A 19102-nucleotide genomic window follows, 5' to 3' on the forward strand; every position below is an offset into this window, starting at 1 on the left:
GAAAAAACAAAAGCTAAAACATTTAAATTCAATGCTTTAGCTTTTCTAGTAGCGGGAGCAGGACTCGAACCTGCGACCTTCGGGTTATGAGGACAGATTAAAAAAACTACAACACTCTATATCATAGTTTTTTACATTTTTTGGAGCATGCAAATCAACCAATTTAACAACAAATCCGTACTAAAAAACCATGCTCCCTTTTGGAGCATGGTTTATAGTTTATTTCAACAACAAAAAACGCAGTACTGAAAACTTTATAATTCTAAATGTTATGTTAATAAATGAATAGATTTTCAAACATTTTTAGATAAAAGTATAACAAATAAGACATTTTAAGCAAATTTAAACAATGCTCCGATAATTAAATATTTATTTCCTTCGCGTATTATTATCAAAACCTATTGATTGTAATTTGAAAGTGTAGGATTCCAAAATTTACTTATTAATCGTTTAATAATTAATACTATTAATAAGAGCTTTCAGCCTTTATTAATAAAGGGTTCTATTAAAATCAATACAAACTAAATAGCAAACTATTAATAATAGTCCTGAGAATTTTCTTACTGCCATTTTTTCCGATTTTTATCTTGTATTCAGTTTTGGTATTTTGTTTGTAGATTTATTTCGAAATTAAAACTTTAATGCAATGCGATTTATTAGATTTGAAAACACTCTTATGCCTGCGTTTTCAGTTTGGTCAATTGACAAAAGATTTGCTGAAACATCTTCCTTTTTTACAAGCAGGCTTTCTAATAGTATACTCTCCCAGCACATATCTTCTGGAGACAAAACTTATGAATTTAAATACTACAGATAGTTCAATTCGGAATATCTAAATACATCTATACATTTCTTTTTATTGGATCATTCCAAAATCATTCATTTAGTAATAACCTAAAACCAAATGTTATGAAAAAAGCAATAATCATAATTACTTTAATAGTAGTAGGGAACATTGAAATTAGCTATTCCCAACAAAAGAACTCTGATCAACCAGATGAACGTATAGAAGTGAATCGAGAATATGATGAACAGGGCAATCTAATTCGATACGATTCTATTTACTCCTATTCAAGTAGTAATTCATCTATGAGTCGTAGAGAGATGGATTCCATTTTTGCAACATTCTTTTCGGGAAATCGTTCTTCATTTTTTGAAAGCCCATTTGAGATGGATTTTCCATTTCAAAATAGATTTTTAGGCATGGATTCTATTGTTAAAAGTAGATTTCAATCTAGAGGTTTTTTTGATCATTTTTTTGAAGAACGACAACCAAAAAACGATACTATTTATTTAAAGAAAAACAACTAACAAATCATTAAAATACATGAATATACAAATTGAGAATCTAACAAAAACCTATGGTCCTCAAACTGCTGTAAATGATATTAGTTTCGAGGTCAAAACTGGAGAAGTGCTAGGTTTTCTAGGCCCTAATGGTGCTGGAAAATCTACCACTATGAAAATGATTACTGGATATATTGGTGTCGAAAAAGGCAATATCCAAATTGGAGGAAAAAGTGTACAAACACATCCAGATGAAATCAAAAAACATATCGGGTATTTGCCAGAAAACAATCCTCTGTACTTAGATATGCCGGTAATGGACTACCTTAAGTTTTGTGCTGAAATTCAAGGGTTAGACAAATTACAAACGCAAATCAGAATCAAAGAGATGATCAGTGTTTGTGGTTTAAATCGAGAAAAGCACAAAAAAATAGGAGAGTTATCTAAAGGATATCGCCAGCGTGTAGGACTAGCTCAGGCGATGATTCATGATCCGGAAATTCTAATCCTAGATGAACCAACCACGGGATTAGATCCTAACCAAATTATTGAAATTAGAAAGCTTATCCGTGATCTAGGAAAGGAAAAAACAGTAATCCTAAGCACGCATATCCTTCCGGAAGTGGAAGCTACCTGTGATCGTATTTTAATTATCAATCGAGGAAACATAGTGGCAGATGGAACCGCAGAAACTTTACGAAAACAATCTCAGGGAAGTGAAATTTTGAGAGTACGCATTGAGGACGGAGAACCACAAAGCATTATTCAATCCCTGCAAGAACTTAATACAGTGAAACAAGTAGATCTTATTGGAGATGATCAGCATTTCTTCGAATTACAGAGTATTGCAGAGCAAAGCTCTCGCAGGTCCGTATTTGATCTTTGCGTACAAAAAAACTGGGTACTTACAGAACTTACTCCCTTAGAAACCAAACTTGAAGATATTTTTAGAAACCTAACAATGAATTAACTATGCGAACTATCTGGATCATAGCAAAACGAGAATTGACAACTTTTTTTGATTCTCTTATTGCCTATATAATATTGGGACTATTTTTAGGATTTAGCGGATTTTTTACCTGGTTATACGGAAGTGATATATTCCTGGTAGGACAAGCTAACCTACGTATCTTTTTTAATATTGCTTCTTGGACATTGTTCTTTTTTATTCCTGCCATTACAATGAAAATGTTAGCAGAAGAACAAAAAACGGGAACCCTTGAATTATTACTCACAAAATCGGTTACAGACCGACAACTGATTTTGGGTAAATTTTTAGGATCATTGCTACTGGTTTGTATTGCATTGGTCGCTACCTTACCCTATATCATCACCATTGCTAATATTGGTAATTTAGATAATGGAGGTACCATTTGTGGGTATCTTGGACTATTTTTAATGAGTATCACCTATACTGCTATTGGCATCTTTGCCAGTAGCATTACTACCAATCAAATTGTAGCTTTTATGCTTGCTTTATTGATTGGTTTATTTTTCCATATCATTTTTGGAGCACTGGCAGGAAATTCCACAGGAATCATGGGGCAGGTATTTGATTCCTTAAACTTACAGTCTCATTTTGAATCCATATCCCGAGGGGTCATAGACTCCAAAGATGTAATTTACTTTATATCCATAGCCATTTTAGGTCTTTTTCTGGCAGAAACTTCATTATCCAGAAGACATATGTCTAAATAAAACTTTAGTAACAAGATGAAAAAAACAAGTATTAGTATACTTTTAGTGATAGGAATTCTGGTATTTGTCAACCTGGTATCAGAACAATTCTTTTTTCGCGTAGATCTTACCGAAGACAAACAATATACCCTAAGTGAAGCGACCAAAGATATTATGAGATCGCTGAAAAATCCAATAACTGTAAAAGCTTATTTTACAGACACCAAAAATCTTCCGCCAGATATCGCTAAAACCCGGAAAGATTTTGAAGAGTATTTGATAGAGTATGCTCGTCTTTCTAACAATAATCTGGTGTATAAGTTTATCAATCCCAATGAAAATGAAGAAACAGAAAGAGAAGCCATTGAAGCAGGGATCAACCCCGTGATGATCAATGTAAGGGAAAAAGACCAGATGAAACAACAAAAAGCTTTTCAAGGTGCGGTATTAGAACTGGAAGAACAAAAAGAAATCATTCCTTTTGTACAACCCGGAGCCCCATTAGAATATCTATTATCATCTTCGATCAAAAAGATTGCTGTAACCAATAAACCTACTGTAGGATTACTACAAGGAAAAGGGGAACCTTCTATTCCCGAAATGATCCAGGTAAAAGAAGGATTGGATGTGCTGTATAACTTTACACCGTATACTTTGAACGATACGGTTACCATTCCGGATACTTTTAAAACGCTGGCATTGGTAAGACCTATCGATACCTTAACACCAGCTTCTTTGCAAAAACTTGATGACTTTCTGGAAAAAGGAGGAAATTTACTAGTTGCACTAAACCGTGTGCAAGGGGATTTGAACAGAGCCTATGGTTCGGCAGTTCATTCGGGTGTCGAAAGTTGGTTGAAGGAAAAAGGTATAGAAATTACAGATGACTTCTTGGTGGATGCACAATGTGCTTCTGTAGGGGTACAACAGCAGCAGGGAATGTTTACCTTTAACACCAATGTTTCTTTTCCTTTCTTGCCAATTATCAGTAACTTTTCGGATCACCCGGTAACTAAAGGATTAGAAGCAGTAGTGATGCAGTTTGCCAGTCCGGTAAAGTTTACCGCCAATGATTCCCTTAAAAAATTTACTCCTATAGCCTTTTCTTCAGAAAACTCAGGCAGCCTCAAGGCACCACAGTTTTTTGATATTCAAAAACAATGGACAGAAAGTGATTTCCCATTACAAAAACAAGTAGTAGCCGGAATATTAGAAGAAAAACATGCAAATGGAAATACATCTAAAATATGTATTATTGGTGATGGTGATTTTGCCGTTAACGGAAACCAAAGACAGCAGCTTCAGGGAGATAATGTAAATCTGATGGTTAACGCTATTGATTGGCTAAGTGACGATTCTGGTCTTATAGATTTGAGAACCAAAGGAATTCAATATAGACCTATTGACAAGCTAGAAGATGGTACAAAAGCTTTATTAAAATATCTAAATTTTTTGTTGCCTATCTTTTTGGTTATCCTTTACGGTATAATACGTATGCAACTCAATAAAAATAAACGAATTAAAAGAATGCAGGAAAGTTATGAAGCTTAATAATAAAATATTAATTGCCATCTTGGCCGGATTAGCCCTTATCTATTTTGCTACTAATTATTTCAAGAAACATAATAGCAAGATTTCTTTACAAACCGATAGTATAGCCATTGATACCGCAGCGGTATCAAAAATTCATATTAAAAAAGGCACAAATGATATGAATGGAATCACTTTTCTAAAAAATGATAACCATTGGCAAGTTTCTCAAGGGAATATCAATAGTACAACCAAAAAAGGATCAATGTCTAATCTTTTAAAAGTTTTACAGGAATTAAAAATCGAAAGATTGGTAGCCAAGACTCAAGATCAATGGAATTCTTATCAAGTTACCGATTCTACAGCAACCATAGTGGAAGTTGAAGAGGGTAAAACAGGTAGCAAAAACACATTGTATGTAGGCAAAACCAAGTATAACCCTCCAACAAATCAATATAATCAGTATAGTCTTTCGGGGTCAACCTATATTCGGGCAAATAGTGATCCGAAAGTATATGGAGTAAAAGGGTTGCTATCCAATACATTTAATCGTGATTTTAACTCTTGGAGAAATTCAGAGCTTTTAAAAGTTAATAAAGACGATGTAACACAAATACAATTTGAGTATCCGGATGAAAAGGGGTTTGTTTTATCTAAGAAAGATTCTGTTTGGGATTTAGACGGACAAGTGATCCCTTTAGAAAAACTAACTCCGTATCTCAATACCATTTCTAATAAGAGTGCTTCAAAGTTTGCAGATGGATTTTCACCTGGTTCAAATCCTAACTATCAATTAACCTTAAAAGGAAATAATATGGATGATATTATTGTAAAAACGTATATAGATACATTGAATAACAGGTATTATTTGCAATCTACATTAAACAAAGATGTTTTCTTCGAAAGCGATTCGACCGGGGTTTTTAAGCAAGTATTTGTTGATAAAAATCATTTTATGGAATAATGAGTTGACCTCTCTTTTATTAACACTACTTTTAAGAACCATTCCATATAACTTTGGGTGGTTCTTTTGCTTTAAGAGTTTTTCAATTTCTAGCGAAAAAACCTGATATTTCTTTATACAAATAATGCTAACATTCTTTTACAACAAGGGGTTAAACACTGTTAAAAACATTGACTTAACCTCTAATAATTAGTATCTTAAAATAAAAATTAGAGCATTTTCCTGACCAATAATAGTAGCAGTTTTAAATAGTATTTATTGTTTAACATAAAAATTTTAGAATATGAAAAGATTATTTTTTGGAATTTTGATTGTGGACATGAAAAAGTTGAAAACATTGTTATCAAATCTTCCTGCTGCAAGTTGGTATGCTATGAGTAGATAAATACCTTTAAAATAAAAAAATGGAAGAATAAACGATATTCAACCTTCAGTTCAAAAAGGCTCAAGTTTGAGCCTTTTTATTGTTTCATAAACTGTAGTAATTTTATATGATTTTTATCATATTTAGTTTTCAAAAATTTAAAGATATTAAGCATCTGTATAACTCCTACTAACATGTTCGAATTGGTTTATACTTCAGAGGCATCTTATTTTCTAAGCAAAGAAAATGTGAACGGACTGAATAATCATTCGATTATATAATCAGCATTATGAAATTACTGGATGTTTAGTTCTGAACAATCAAAAATTTATTGGTATTCTTGAGGGAGAAGTGAAGGATTCCCTGTTTCGACTTGTCAAATTTTAATAATATAATTTGATCATTCTCTAAGGACATTATAAAGATAATTAAAATCTAAGCCACTTTATTTCAAACTATTATTAGTTCGAACAATATTTCCAAGATAAGTCATTGCATAATCATAACCTATTGTAAATGCTTTTTCAATTCCTTTTTTATCAAGCATGCCTATAGCATCTAAATCCTTAGGCCTGAACAATAAATCTAAAGAGGTCAGTTTATCAACACTATTCGCGTGTAACATCAAAGTATTTACTCGATTTGTGAGTTGGATTGCATTTTTGATTTCTGATTTATGAGACTCTTTTAAAGAGGTAGTATAGCTTCCAATAATATAATCTGTTTTGTATAAGATAGGTTCAATAGGGAAATTATTCATAATTCCACCATCGGCATATAATACACCATCTATGGATACTGGGCTAAAAACTGGAGGTAGTGCTGCCGAAGCTAGTAATGGTTTAAGAAGTTCACCCGAATTGAAGAATTGAGATGTGCCAGATTCAAGGTTTGTAGCTACAATATGTAATTCTCTTTTCAGGGTTTCAAAAGTTTTGCTGGTAAAATATTTTTCTAAAAATGGAATGTACTTATCCGTATCAAATAAACCTGGCTTATTTATGGTTAAAAAATTATATTTAAACAGCGGGGTTTCCTTAAAAAACAATAGCATATCATCTATACTCACTTCATTTGCATAGAGAGCTCCCACAAGAGCCCCAGCACTCACTCCTGTAATTTGATTAGGATATATTTCATATTCGAGTAACGCTTTAATAATTCCTACATGGGCAATTCCTTTAACACCTCCTCCAGAAAGTACTAAACCAACTGTTTTACCTTGTAATACATCTAGATCTAACATCTCAAATTTATTGTTGTTTAAAAAAATAAAGTGAGGAGATTTTCTCCTCACTTTGTCTAGCTGTTATTCCAACCAAAAGCATAGAAGTGTTTCCCCGGAAGGTTTTCATAAACTCCCTCTAACATTACACCACCATCCTTGTTTTTTAATACATCCATAAGTTCTTCAATATTGTTTATGGTTTGTCCATCTACATGGGTAATGATAAAACCTTCTTTCAATTGTGTGTGTTTGCGAAGTTTTCCGGCATAGAGTTCCGTTACTTTAACACCTCCATCAATATCCAGTTTATTACTCAATTCTTTATCTAAATTCTCTAATTCAGCACCTAATTGATTCAAAATTTCCAGATGCTCTTTCTTTTTAATTTTGGTACTTCCAGTTTTATTGGCGAGTATAACTTTAACATCTTTTTCTTTTCCGTTTCTACTGAGAGTTACCAGTACTTTATCACCTGGTCGTTTTCTGGCAATCAATTCTTGTAATTCAGGAGAGGTATTTACTTTTTTATCATCTATTTTTAGGATCACATCACCCTTTTCTATCCCAGCCTTATCCGCAGCACTCTCTTCCATCACTTCTTCTATATAGACTCCCTGAGTCAAATCTATCTCTTTTTCTTTGGCAAGATTTCCGTCTAAGTTTCTAATGGTCACCCCAAGCATACCACGTTGTACAGCTCCATACTTAAGAAGGTCTTCTACAACTTTACTAGCAATATTACTAGGAACTGCAAAGCCGTACCCATTATAGGTACCTGTTCTAGTGGCTATAGCAGTATTGATACCAATCAAATCTCCATTTAAGTTGACTAATGCCCCTCCACTATTCCCAGGGTTAATTGCAGCATCGGTTTGAATAAAACTTTCTACTGCAAATTTATCTCTGTTTACATTGATATTTCTGGCTTTAGCACTTACAATTCCAGCAGTTACCGTAGAATTCAAGCTGAAGGGATTTCCAATAGCCAATACCCACTCACCAACATTTACATCATCAGAATTCACAAAAGATAAAGCCTTAAGATCTTTAACTTTAATCTGCAACAATGCTAAGTCTGTTGAAGGGTCAGTTCCTACTACTGTGGCTTTATAAGTACCATTATCGTGTAATTTTACTTCAATTTCATCTGCACCCTCAATCACATGATTGTTAGTAAGAATGTATCCATTTTTATTAATGATAACTCCAGAACCGGTTCCCATCACAGGAGCAGGAGCTTTGTTTTTTTCCAGCTGTCCTTCCGGACCTTGGTAATAATATCTTTTATTAAAGAAATTCCCGAATGGGCTCTCTCCAAAAAACTCTCTAAACGGATCAGGTAATTCTCTGTATTGATAATTTTGTGTGGGATTATTATAGGTACGTTTCGATTGAATATGCACTACAGCATCCAGCACTTTGTTTGTAGTTTTAGTAAAGTCCAAAGGTGTTATTTCTCCTTTTTCATTTGCTGCATACAATACCTTACTGGTTGAGGAAGGGATAACCTGTTGAATGGTTACGTTTTCTGGCTTAAAATAGTAGAACCCACTCATCACTCCAAAACTAATTACCAGTGATACAGCAGCAGATATCAAATGCGTCTTTTTCATGTTTATTGTTTTTTAAGGTTATACTTGTTACTCGATAATCGAGATTAAATGTTCCGAAGTTTGCTTTTAATCCTAGATCATTTTGATTCAAATGTCTCAATAGGACTATTACAAGGCTATTTATTAATTTTTATTTTCTTTATTTCCTGGATCTGAACGATACTTCTCCAGAAATTTTTTCTGTTTTTCTATCATTCTCTTTCTCAGGTGATCGAGTTCCATAAACTCTTCTCCAAAATCACTCTCAAAAAAGTCGTCATTGAAGAACTTTTTGCTGAAAAGAGAATCTTGTTTAAAAATACTTTCAAATCCCTGATCACTGAATTGAGAGAAGTTTCTATAGAACTTAGATTCAAAATTATTCAACAAACTATCTTTATCTAAGTTCGTTAAATCATTCAATGAATTATCGGAAGACCACGAATACAGACTGTCATAGCGAATTAGGTTTCCACTTTCATCAAATTCTTTATCTACTTTCCAAGAACCTTTGGGTTGTTCGACTTCTTTTTTACTTTCTTCTTGTATAACCGCTTCCTCCTTTTTATGTTGACCTTGACAACTAATCAAACTCAATAGAAACACGGTAATCATGATCATATACATTTTCATTGTTCTATTTTGTTTTTGGGTTAGACATATACTATTGACTCCTTAGTTTTATGCACAATTGATCATCAATGTCAAGAATGCAATAAATACCAAAATAGTCGTTGGGATTAATCCTTATCTTTTCATCACTCTCCATTTTTCATGAGATATTTATTGTTTTTTTACTTTGCGGACTTTTTTTCTTTCCTACACGAATTTTAAGCAATCCATATTTCATTGAAGCATGAACTTTATCAGGATCTGCATCATTCGGCAATGAAAAAGCCCGGTAAAATGAATTAGACATAAATTCTTTTCGAATCCAATTTTTGTTTTGTTCTTCTTTGGTTTGCTCTTGATGATAACTTATGGTTAATACATGGTTTTCTACCATAATATTCACATCCTTTTTGTCTAATCCTGGTAATGCCACATTAATTTCAAAAACAGCTTCTTCACTACTAATATTAGTAGAAGGAATCGTAACTAATTCTTGACTGCCGTTAGTATGACCAGATAATATCTTCCCAAAGAAATTATCTATAAATGGAGGGAATTTAATGGGCATACCAATCTCCTTTCCAAATACTTTCATAGCATGAAATTTTTACATTATTTCTTAAAATTTGGAGCGGGAAGGGAAACAGAACTTCCCACTCCAAGGTGTGAGGATTTAGGTAACTTTAATCGCTCTTACAGGTTGCTGTTTGGCTTCTTCTTTTTTGGGAAGCTCTACACATAGAATACCATTGTCATAGGAAGCTTTGATCTTGCTTTCCTCAATGGTTTCAGGTAGTGTAAATGTTCTTTTAAAGGATGAATATCCAAATTCTCTTCTAGTGAATTTTACTTCTGTATTTTCTTCATATTCTTTCAAATCTGCACCGACGGATAATGTAGTATTATCCAAATCAATTTGAAAATCAGATTTTTTTAATCCGGGAACTGCCATATCCACAAAATACGATTCTTTCGTTTCACGAATATTTACTTTCGGTAATGTAATTCCTGTATTAAAATTAGAAGAAAATACGGATGGTAATTCATCATTGAACCAATCATCGATCCAAGAAGTCAACATCGGGAAGTTTGTAGGCGTCTTTGATTTTGATTTTGCCAGACTTCCATTCTTTGCTACGGTTGCAACTGCATTCATAATTAAAAAAATTTAAGTTAGACAATTAAAATTCTATATCAGTGTAAGCAATCAAAATGCCAGATTGCTATCTTATTTAGTAATGATTCTTTTTTAAGATTTCTTTAAAGTTTAAGTGTCAAAATGACATATTATTAAACCATATTCCTAATTCAATAAGAAACTTCTAATTCATTAACAACATCCTGAACTCCTGGTACATTATAAGTGCTAATAGATGCCTCTTGCTTTTGGGCAAAGTTTTTTACTTTACCTCTTAGAATAACTGTTTGCTCCTTCACATCCACCGAGATATTGTTAGCATCAATTAGTGCCATTTGTCCAAAAGCTTTGGTAATGCTTATTTTAACATCATTGGGGAATACCTTTTGTTTGATATCAAGGTTATTGATCACACCCTTAACACCTAATTGTTGTTCTGCTATCTTTTTGGCTTTTTGTCTTTGAAAATCCCACCTAACTTTACCTAGTAAGAAGACAAAACCATCTTGAACTTCTACAGTGATGTCACAGTTAGGACTTTCAAATTCTTGTTCAAGAGTGTTCGTTATTGATTTAGCAATTTCCTTATCGCAGGTCTTGTAGTCTGTCCCATATTTTATTTTAATATCCTTTACAATTGCTTTGATCCCTTTCACATTTTCAAGAGCTCTTAAAACAGCTGCTTTCTTATTGATATGATCTACGACACCTGTTAATGTAACTACACCGTTTTCTACAATAACACCGATTTGTGTTTTATCAATATCTTTTTGATGTAGAAGTTCTTCGAGTACTCTTTCCTTAATTTCTCTGTCATTTTTCATATTCAATTACTTTTAAATCACTTGAACATAAATTCTATACCATAATCAGGATAATTTCAGATTATAATTTTTCAAGCTTCCTGAAATATCCATCAAATACTAGTTTATCCTTTACATTTTGAATCCACCTTTTGAGAGATATTTTACCTAGTTTTTTCTCTGAAAAGAAAAGTTTTGTAAGGATCCATACAAAAATGCCATACAACAAAATGAGCAAGGACATACCAATGGCTAATTTTTCCATATTTACATATTTTGAGGTTACACATTTTTAAATAAAAGACTATTAATTAAAGTCTAAGCAGAAGCATACTCCATTGTTTGGTTCTGCCTGTAAACAACTTGATCAAAATTGTATTCTGTTAGTTCAAAAACTAATGAATCCAATACTTTCTTAACACTTTTTATGTGCTTGTATTTACCATATGGTATCACTAAAAACCCTGTTAAGAAAGTATTTTTTAGTTTTGTCTTGGTAACACCTTTCATACAATTGTCAACTACTAATTGCTTAGTCATTAGTGATATTTTCAAGGTACCATCTTTAACTTCAGCATAATAATTATCGTTTTCCAAATAAGGAACTGTAATTTTTATATGAAGAACGTCTTTATCGATACTCATTTTTATTTTTTTAAAAGTGAGTTGAGGAAGTTCTGGTGAGATATTCTTTTTGGTCTCTTTATTGACATCTATAATTTTCATAATGGATTCAAATTTTAAATTAATAATCATTTTAAACTCAAACCTTATTTAATACAAGGGTCAAGAAAATCAAACTTATCTGTAAAAGAAAAATTCTATAAATAAGAATAGTGAAGTACCAGATATAAAAGAACTAGGTATCATTTTGACACTCCAAGTCCCAAATTGGTCATTTTTCGGTTCAATAATCAGATTACTCCTAGTCCAAACCGAAAAAACAGACCTAAATCGGTTTTTACAATTTTTTAGAAACATCATCCTATTAATTTTTAATTCTAAAAATGTTTTAGCAAAGCAAATGCCAAAATGATCATCTGAAAAAATGTCAGAGTCAAAATAGTGAGCGAAAGAATTTAATAATTACTTCGTGTCTGCTCTTTAAAGCTAATACTAATGTTTATGAAACTTCATGTTTCATAAACAGTATAAAGTTCTCACATTTCTATTGATACGAATATTTGTATGAATGCAACTTTTGAACTTAATTCTTATTAACCTTACAAACCATTATTTCAAACAATTTTCATAATATTAAGCAGTACTCTAGTGAATACCAACCCAAAGGTCGCAGAAAAATCTCGCTCTATTTATGAATAAAAAATACTACTAATGAATTAAGAAGAATTAAAATAAAAAACTGAATAACAGTTGTTTAAGTAATTATTTAAAAAAATTAATTGGATAAATCCGCAGTACTGTAATTAAAAACACGATCAATTTTAGAACTAAAAAAAGACACAAACCATGCTCTATTGTTAAAATGATTTTTTTTACGCTCAAAAAAAAGCCTAAAAACAAAAATAACCACCTCTATACGAGGTGGTTATGAGTAGCGGGAGCAGGACTCGAACCTGCGACCTTCGGGTTATGAGGACAGATCAAAAAAACTATAACACTCTGTATTAGATAGTTTTACATTTTTTGGAGCATGCAAATCAATTAATTTAACAACAATTCCGTACTAAAAAACCATGCTCCAAAACGGAGCATGGTTTATATTTTACTTCAGAGGTAAAAACGCAGTACCAAAAACTATATTATTTCAAAAATTATATGAATAAATGAATGAATTTTTGAGCATTTTAAACAAAATCGTTCAAAATAAAACAAGCTCGACCTCTTAAACCATGCTCCAAATTAGCATATTCTTATAATCAGATTTACATATTAACTATTCATTAGATTACTAGTTTATAGACTTTAATAAAAATTGTAAAAAAAGTAAAACGTTATTCACGATATATAACTCAAACATTGGGAATATTAAAAGGAGCTTTTATTCAAATCACAGGATTCTTCTTCCAGTTCAGTTTCAATAGTATAATGATCAAAATGATATTCTTCTAAGATTCCCTTGACCTGTTTTTTAACTTGAATTATTTGGTCAAAATTTTCTATGTTTTTGAGCTTAACATGAGTGGTAAATACATGATGCTCACCTTCTAATGACCATAAATGAGTATGATGCAAAGAAGCGACATTTGCTACTTTAGAGATTTTTGATTTAATTTCTTCTAAATTTAATCCCTTGGGAACCCCTTGCAAAAATAGGTAGAGCGTATCTTTTAAACGTTTTATGACACCATAGAGAATATAGAGTGAAATTAATAAAGAAAGTGCAGGATCAAGATAGTGTATGTCTTTAAAAGATAGAATAATCGCTACACTCAAAACTGCAACCCATCCAAGCACATCTTCCAGTAAATGCCAAGAGACTACTTTTTCATTTAATGATTTACCTTTACTTACTTTCCAAGCGGCGTATCCGTTCACTGTAATACCAATGATGGCAAATATGATCATACCTTGCGCATCTGAATGTTCAGGTTTTAGGATTCTGCCTATTGCCTCATATATAACATAAACAGAACCAACTATTAATACTATACTATTAATCAATGCCCCTAATAGCGAGAAACGTTTGTAGCCAAATGAAAACTTGGAATCTGCACCCTTTTTTGATTTTATGTCCAAATACCAAGATGTGCCCAATGATAAGCTATCACCTAAGTCATGTATAGCATCTGATATAATCGCAATGCTATTTACATATAGTCCTCCTATAAATTCTAAAATTGTAAATCCTAGATTTTAAGAAAAATGCAATTTTTAAATTTTTAGTAGATGTATGATGTTGATGCTTATGCCCCACTATTCTTTTTTATTTTTTTCTAAAATCGATTGTAAATCTTTCGGTAATTCCATTTTTCTTAATGGAGGTACATTACTTCCCCCTGTGTTCCCTAGTGGGACATGATCAATAAATGATTTCCATCCGCCTACTAAAAGTCGAAGTATTTGCCCTAAAACTTCTTTAACATCTTTTTGGCGAAACCCAAACTTTAACATTAGCCAATGGGAGTAACTATGTTGTAAAGGATAAGATTGACCGAGAATATGAGAACGTTCCAAATGATACCAGGCCATTGACAAGTTTCCTTTTCGTAAATATTCCTGATAGTGTTCAAGCTCCATTAAATAATTTTCCTTAAGTGCTGAGGGTATGATAGTATTGAATTTCATAATCCTGTTATTTATGGATCTAAATTAGGTATTAAAAACGTGCAACGGAAGTGCATTTAGCTCCCACTACATTTGTCGCATATCCCTTTTAAAACCAAATTGGCGTTTTCAGTAATATAACCTTCGGGTAGGTTAATATGTGGGATTTTATGAGATGTCAAACAAACAGTTTCATTACAGTTATTACAATGAAAATGTAAGTGCAAATCTCTATCTAACTCGCAATTACACCCTTCTTCACACAATGCATATTTTGTAATGCCAGAACCATCATCTATTTGATGAACTACTCCTTTTTGCTCAAAGGTTTTAAGAGTTCTATAGAGTGTTGTCCTATCTGCTTTTACGAAAGCGTTTTCTACATCTGTAAGGGTCTTGGCCGCTTTTTCATTAGCGAGGTATTGAAATACCAAAAGACGCATTGCAGTAGGTCTTACTCCTTTATCTTCTAAAAACTTATCTGATGCTATCATTTTTTTCGTTTTAATGATTGTCTTCGTTTCCGAATGGTTTTAAAATAATTCCTAAGCTAAAAATAAACCCATCTGTCGGGGCATAGATTTCAGGAAATGTTGGATTCTCGTGTGGAGGAAGTACTAATGGTGTAAAACGACTTTGCCGTCTGTCTGTAAAATTCTCGAAATTCACGAAAACACTTCCCCACTCAAAATTACGCATTCCGAGTAAACCCATAGTAACAAAATCGGTGGTCTCAACTCCATTGGAGAGAATTTGTTTCCCTGTATAGTAAGTTTCATATCCTATACGCCATTTTTCAGATTCATACATCAAGACACTACCAGCGTTGTGTCTTGCTGTTAAAGGTTTCTGAGGATTACCTGGCAGATAATTTAGTCTTGTATCAATGAATGCGTAATTCAAAAACCATCTAAAATCTTTGTAGGTAAATTTTATATTGGTTTCTGTTCCTTTACTTAGAATTTCACCTGATGCATTTTCGAACTGAAAAAATTCGTTGTCTACAGGATTTAAAAGTAATCCTTTATTAATGGCTGTTAGATAGAACAATTGATTGATTGAGAAGTTTACATTGTCAAATAATCGCGTTTGAAAGTTGAAATCCAAATTAAGACCATAAGAACGTTCCGCTTCAAGGGAATCTCTGTCTATCGGTAGTATATTTCTAAAATTAATAAATTCTGCTTCTTCCGTAAAGATATCTGGGATTTTATATCCCAAACCACCACCTAGCCTGCTTGAAAAACTACTATTAGATTTAAATAATATTGAAACTCTTGGCAACGCAAAAAAGCCCCAATCCCTTGCATAATCGGTACGCAAACCTGTTTCTAGAATCCATTGATCGGAAATATCATAAATATTGTTTGCAAACAATCCTACGGTAAGATCCTTCTGATCTCGATTTAATGGATTCTCCAGTTCATCAAATGATGTAGTATATAAGTTTGCTCCTAAAACCCAGTCAGTCTTTGTTCCCTCCTTTTGATAAGTTGTTTCTGTAAATGTATTCCATTGTTTTCCTTTAAATAACAGATCTGGTATTTCTAAACTTCTGTCAAAAAAAGCAATACTATTTTTTATGGAAACAGATTGAGTAGAATCAATTTGAGTTTCATAAACAGCTTGAGTACTTACTCGTTTAGATAGGTTCTCTTCAGAATACTGATGAATACCATTTTCGCCATCTTCTATTTTGGTAATATCTCCACCTACCCTATCATCATAAGTACCATTAATTCCAAACCAAATAGTAGTATTTTCAGAAGGATAATAAAACAATTTAGGATTGAAACTTATGGACTGAGTTTGTGGTAAATTACTGAAACCATCATCTTCTGGATCATAAGCCTTTTGATAATGTCCTGAACCATAGAGTGTCCATCCCCAATTATTTTTTCGCTCTGCATAAAAGATATTGGCAGTGCTACCAAGTGCCTGTGTTTGAGTAAGCATTATATCAAGTTGTGGATCTTCTTCTGGGTTTTTAGAGACCATATTTACAAGTCCTGCTATGGCACCACCACCATAGAGGGTGGATGAACTTCCTTTTATAATCTCGAATTGTTTCAAGTCTAGTGGAGGAATTTGTAAAATGCTTAAACCACTGGAAAATCCACCATATAGAGGAAAACCATCTCGTAACAACTGTGTATAACGACCGTCTAAACCTTGTATTCGAATATTGGCATTGGCACTACTCAATGAAGTTTGTTGCATCTGGATACCGGTACTTTCTCTTAATACCATCGATATATTAGTAGGATTCATTATAGCTTTTTCACTCAATTCTTCAGCTCCAATAAATTCAATTCGGGTTGGTATTTTCTTTACAGTACGGGTGCTTCTGGTGGATTGTAAGAAAACTTGATCTAATGAATTAGCACTTTCTTTCAAATAGAAAATTAGACTACCGTTCATTGGAACTTTGATAGACGTTTTCAATGTTTGGAAACCTAAGAAGGATATTTGTACATTATATTCACCATCTGGTAAATCTGTAAACTCAGCAATCCCATCAAAATTTGTGATCGAACCTTTGTCTAAAGATTCAATATACACAGTTGCCCCTAACAAAGGTTCTTTCTCTTTTTCGGTTAAAACTTTTATTTCTAAGGTGTTTTGTGCAAAAGTGAATGCACCAAACAATAGTATAAACCAAAGGCTTATATAGTATTTGTTCATAATTAAGTTTGATAAATTGACTAAATGATTTTGTGAGTGATATGATATCACTTGAAATTAGCCAACTATCTTGGGTGGTTGAAAGAAACGAAAGGATACATCTTGCAAAAACCCTTGTTCTCTTGAAGAAACTTCTTCACTGATTACTTTATAATCAATTTCGTACCAAAAATGTTGCTCATTAATAACATGTGTATGACAACAATGGCAATTGCAGAATGGAGAACAAAGCTCACAAGTATGATCGTGATTAGCATCAAAACTTTCTATGGACACATTTCCAGTTTCGTGATTGGTAAAGTCGATATCCCCACAAGGCACAAAATTAAGTGCCACAAAATACACAGACAATATGATCGCTAAATATTTCACATAGCAAAGATAAAAAAATAGATGTGCAACTGAATTGCAAATGTTACTTTGATTACATACTATCAAAATACTACAATTTTAAGATCGCATCAAGAACCTATCTTTCAATGATTTTTTAAAATTTACTTAAGCGAGACCATATTGTCTCACTTTTTGTTGGATATTTTTAATTTTATATTCGGAACTATTGTCTAATTATGGTCATTAATGTCACGTAAAACCGAAAAAATAAATGAATAAAACAATATTTGAGATTAAAAAAATGGACTGTCCTTCTGAAGAAAATTTAATCCGAATGAAATTGGATGGAATTTCAAGTATTGCAAATCTGGACTTTGATATACCGAACCGAAAATTGACAGTTTTTCACAACGGACAAATCGATCAAATTGAAGAATTAATTCTGGAACTAAATTTAGGCGGAAAGAAAATCTTAACCGAACAAACCGACCAAACAGAATTTAAAGAAAATGCAAACCAGAAAAAATTACTCTGGACAGTACTTGGAATAAATTTTGCCTTTTTCTTGATCGAGATGACAACTGGTATAATCTCAAAATCAATAGGATTAATTGCAGATAGTTTAGATATGCTTGCGGACAGTTTTGTTTACGGAATTAGTTTATTTGCGGTTGGTGGAACTTTAACAAGAAAAAAGAGGGTTGCCAAACTTGCTGGATATTTTCAAATAACACTTGCGATTATCGGATTTTTGGAAGTTTTAAGAAGGTTTTTGGGAGACGAGAAACTTCCTAATTTTTCGACAATGATTATCGTTTCAATTTTTGCACTTATTGCAAACGGAATTTGCCTTTATATTTTACAAAAGTCAAAGAGTAAAGAAGAGGCTCATATGAAAGCAAGTATGATTTTTACCTCAAATGATGTGATAATAAATCTAGGAGTGGTAACAGCCGGAATTTTAGTCAATTGGCTAAACTCGAATAAACCTGACTTAATAATCGGAACAATCGTATTTATTCTAGTAGTTCAAGGAGCATTTAGAATTTTGAAATTAAGCAAATGAACAAAAAGTACTAACTACGTTATGGCTCAAGGTAATTGCTAGTTATAGTCTATTAATTATTTAACACACTATGAAATAATATTTTCAGCCTCAAAATATTTTGAACGTTATCTAAAAATTCAATAGAAAAGTTCGAACTCTTACAGCTTGGGCTAGCATTTTATTAAAAAATTAAGCAAAATTATATTTCAAAAAAGCAGTACTCATTAAAAACTCCTACCTAAAGGTCGCAAAAAGGCTTGTTATAATTAATAACAAAAACATTAATAAAAAATCAAGAAAAACAAAACTCCAATTAATTAAAAATCAAAAACTTACATCACTAATAAAAGAAACACGTATAATAATCCACAGTACTACAATTAAAAACGTAATTGATTTTTGATACAAAAATGGATACAAACCATGCTCCAAAACCATGCTCTAATGTTAAAATAAAGTTTTTTCACAGATCAAAAAAAGGCTAAAAACCAAAATAACCACCTCAATATGAGATGGTTATGAGTAGCGGGAGCAGGACTCGAACCTGCGACCTTCGGGTTATGAGCAGAATCTCGCACTTTAACAACCCTCTGTTTACTAGCCTCTTACAATT

19 protein-coding genes are annotated in these 19102 nt (G+C 32.4%); 6 read left to right on the forward strand and 13 right to left on the reverse strand.

The features are described from left to right. Positions 1 to 909: 909 nt before the first annotated feature. From ACXAGJ_RS24275 to ACXAGJ_RS24295, 5 genes are read left to right on the forward strand one after another with little or no spacing between them, the layout of a single operon-like run. The gene (locus ACXAGJ_RS24275; protein ID WP_474843725.1) at positions 910 to 1311 is read left to right on the forward strand and encodes a hypothetical protein; all 402 of its coding nucleotides are present in this window, start codon (positions 910 to 912) and stop codon (positions 1309 to 1311) included. A 16-nt stretch (positions 1312 to 1327) separates the two neighbouring features. Continuing rightward, entirely contained in the window at positions 1328 to 2257 is a 930-nt protein-coding gene (locus ACXAGJ_RS24280; protein WP_474843727.1) for an ATP-binding cassette domain-containing protein, read from the forward strand. A gap of 2 nt (positions 2258 to 2259) precedes the next feature. After that, positions 2260 to 2985 (forward strand): ABC transporter permease subunit, encoded by a 726-nt coding sequence (locus ACXAGJ_RS24285; protein ID WP_474843729.1) that lies wholly within the window; start codon positions 2260 to 2262, stop codon positions 2983 to 2985. 15 nt (positions 2986 to 3000) lie between these two features. Beyond that, positions 3001 to 4515, forward strand: coding sequence for a GldG family protein (locus tag ACXAGJ_RS24290; RefSeq protein ID WP_474843731.1), 1515 nt, complete (start codon positions 3001 to 3003; stop codon positions 4513 to 4515). Beyond that, positions 4505 to 5458: a DUF4340 domain-containing protein gene (locus ACXAGJ_RS24295; protein WP_474843732.1), complete on the forward strand. Its 954-nt coding sequence runs from the start codon at positions 4505 to 4507 to the stop codon at positions 5456 to 5458. The genes ACXAGJ_RS24290 and ACXAGJ_RS24295 overlap by 11 nt, the downstream gene beginning before the upstream one ends. Positions 5459 to 6267: 809 nt before the next feature. Here ACXAGJ_RS24295 and ACXAGJ_RS24300 read toward each other — a convergent pair. The 13 genes from ACXAGJ_RS24300 to ACXAGJ_RS24360 all read right to left on the reverse strand — a co-directional run bounded on the left by ACXAGJ_RS24300 (position 6268) and on the right by ACXAGJ_RS24360 (position 17480). Then, positions 6268 to 7068, reverse strand: coding sequence for a patatin-like phospholipase family protein (locus ACXAGJ_RS24300; RefSeq protein ID WP_474843734.1), 801 nt, complete (start codon positions 7066 to 7068; stop codon positions 6268 to 6270). Positions 7069 to 7124: 56 nt separating this feature from the next. Further along, complete coding sequence (locus tag ACXAGJ_RS24305) at positions 7125 to 8663, reverse strand: Do family serine endopeptidase (protein ID WP_474843736.1); 1539 nt, start codon at positions 8661 to 8663, stop codon at positions 7125 to 7127. A 123-nt stretch (positions 8664 to 8786) separates the two neighbouring features. Beyond that, a complete protein-coding gene (locus tag ACXAGJ_RS24310) occupies positions 8787 to 9275 on the reverse strand; it encodes a hypothetical protein (RefSeq protein ID WP_474843738.1) in 489 nt (162 codons plus the stop codon). Positions 9276 to 9414: 139 nt separating this feature from the next. After that, a complete protein-coding gene (locus ACXAGJ_RS24315) occupies positions 9415 to 9849 on the reverse strand; it encodes an Hsp20/alpha crystallin family protein (RefSeq protein ID WP_474843740.1) in 435 nt (144 codons plus the stop codon). A gap of 78 nt (positions 9850 to 9927) precedes the next feature. Continuing rightward, entirely contained in the window at positions 9928 to 10410 is a 483-nt protein-coding gene (locus ACXAGJ_RS24320) for an Hsp20/alpha crystallin family protein (RefSeq protein ID WP_474843742.1), read from the reverse strand. A gap of 152 nt (positions 10411 to 10562) precedes the next feature. Beyond that, on the reverse strand, positions 10563 to 11216 hold the full coding sequence (locus tag ACXAGJ_RS24325) for a BON domain-containing protein (RefSeq protein ID WP_474843744.1): 654 nt from the start codon (positions 11214 to 11216) through the stop codon (positions 10563 to 10565). Positions 11217 to 11277: 61 nt separating this feature from the next. After that, positions 11278 to 11460, reverse strand: a complete 183-nt coding sequence (locus ACXAGJ_RS24330; RefSeq protein WP_474843746.1) for a hypothetical protein — start codon at positions 11458 to 11460, stop codon at positions 11278 to 11280. A gap of 53 nt (positions 11461 to 11513) precedes the next feature. Then, entirely contained in the window at positions 11514 to 11921 is a 408-nt protein-coding gene (locus ACXAGJ_RS24335) for a hypothetical protein (protein WP_474843748.1), read from the reverse strand. A gap of 1263 nt (positions 11922 to 13184) precedes the next feature. Continuing rightward, the gene (locus tag ACXAGJ_RS24340) at positions 13185 to 13997 is read right to left on the reverse strand and encodes a cation diffusion facilitator family transporter (RefSeq protein WP_474843760.1); all 813 of its coding nucleotides are present in this window, start codon (positions 13995 to 13997) and stop codon (positions 13185 to 13187) included. Between the two features lie 75 nt (positions 13998 to 14072). Then, the gene (locus ACXAGJ_RS24345) at positions 14073 to 14444 is read right to left on the reverse strand and encodes a DUF3703 domain-containing protein (RefSeq protein ID WP_474843750.1); all 372 of its coding nucleotides are present in this window, start codon (positions 14442 to 14444) and stop codon (positions 14073 to 14075) included. Between the two features lie 56 nt (positions 14445 to 14500). Next, the gene (locus ACXAGJ_RS24350; protein ID WP_474843752.1) at positions 14501 to 14917 is read right to left on the reverse strand and encodes a Fur family transcriptional regulator; all 417 of its coding nucleotides are present in this window, start codon (positions 14915 to 14917) and stop codon (positions 14501 to 14503) included. A 10-nt stretch (positions 14918 to 14927) separates the two neighbouring features. After that, positions 14928 to 17108: a TonB-dependent receptor gene (locus ACXAGJ_RS24355; protein ID WP_474843754.1), complete on the reverse strand. Its 2181-nt coding sequence runs from the start codon at positions 17106 to 17108 to the stop codon at positions 14928 to 14930. A gap of 57 nt (positions 17109 to 17165) precedes the next feature. Next, positions 17166 to 17480 (reverse strand): DUF6660 family protein, encoded by a 315-nt coding sequence (locus ACXAGJ_RS24360; RefSeq protein ID WP_474843756.1) that lies wholly within the window; start codon positions 17478 to 17480, stop codon positions 17166 to 17168. A 232-nt stretch (positions 17481 to 17712) separates the two neighbouring features. Between ACXAGJ_RS24360 and ACXAGJ_RS24365 the strand changes: the two genes are divergently transcribed. Continuing rightward, complete coding sequence (locus ACXAGJ_RS24365; RefSeq protein WP_474843758.1) at positions 17713 to 18507, forward strand: cation efflux transmembrane domain-containing protein; 795 nt, start codon at positions 17713 to 17715, stop codon at positions 18505 to 18507. Positions 18508 to 19102 lie beyond the last annotated feature (595 nt).

This window comes from Aquimarina sp. AWH4_224, assembly GCF_056160245.1.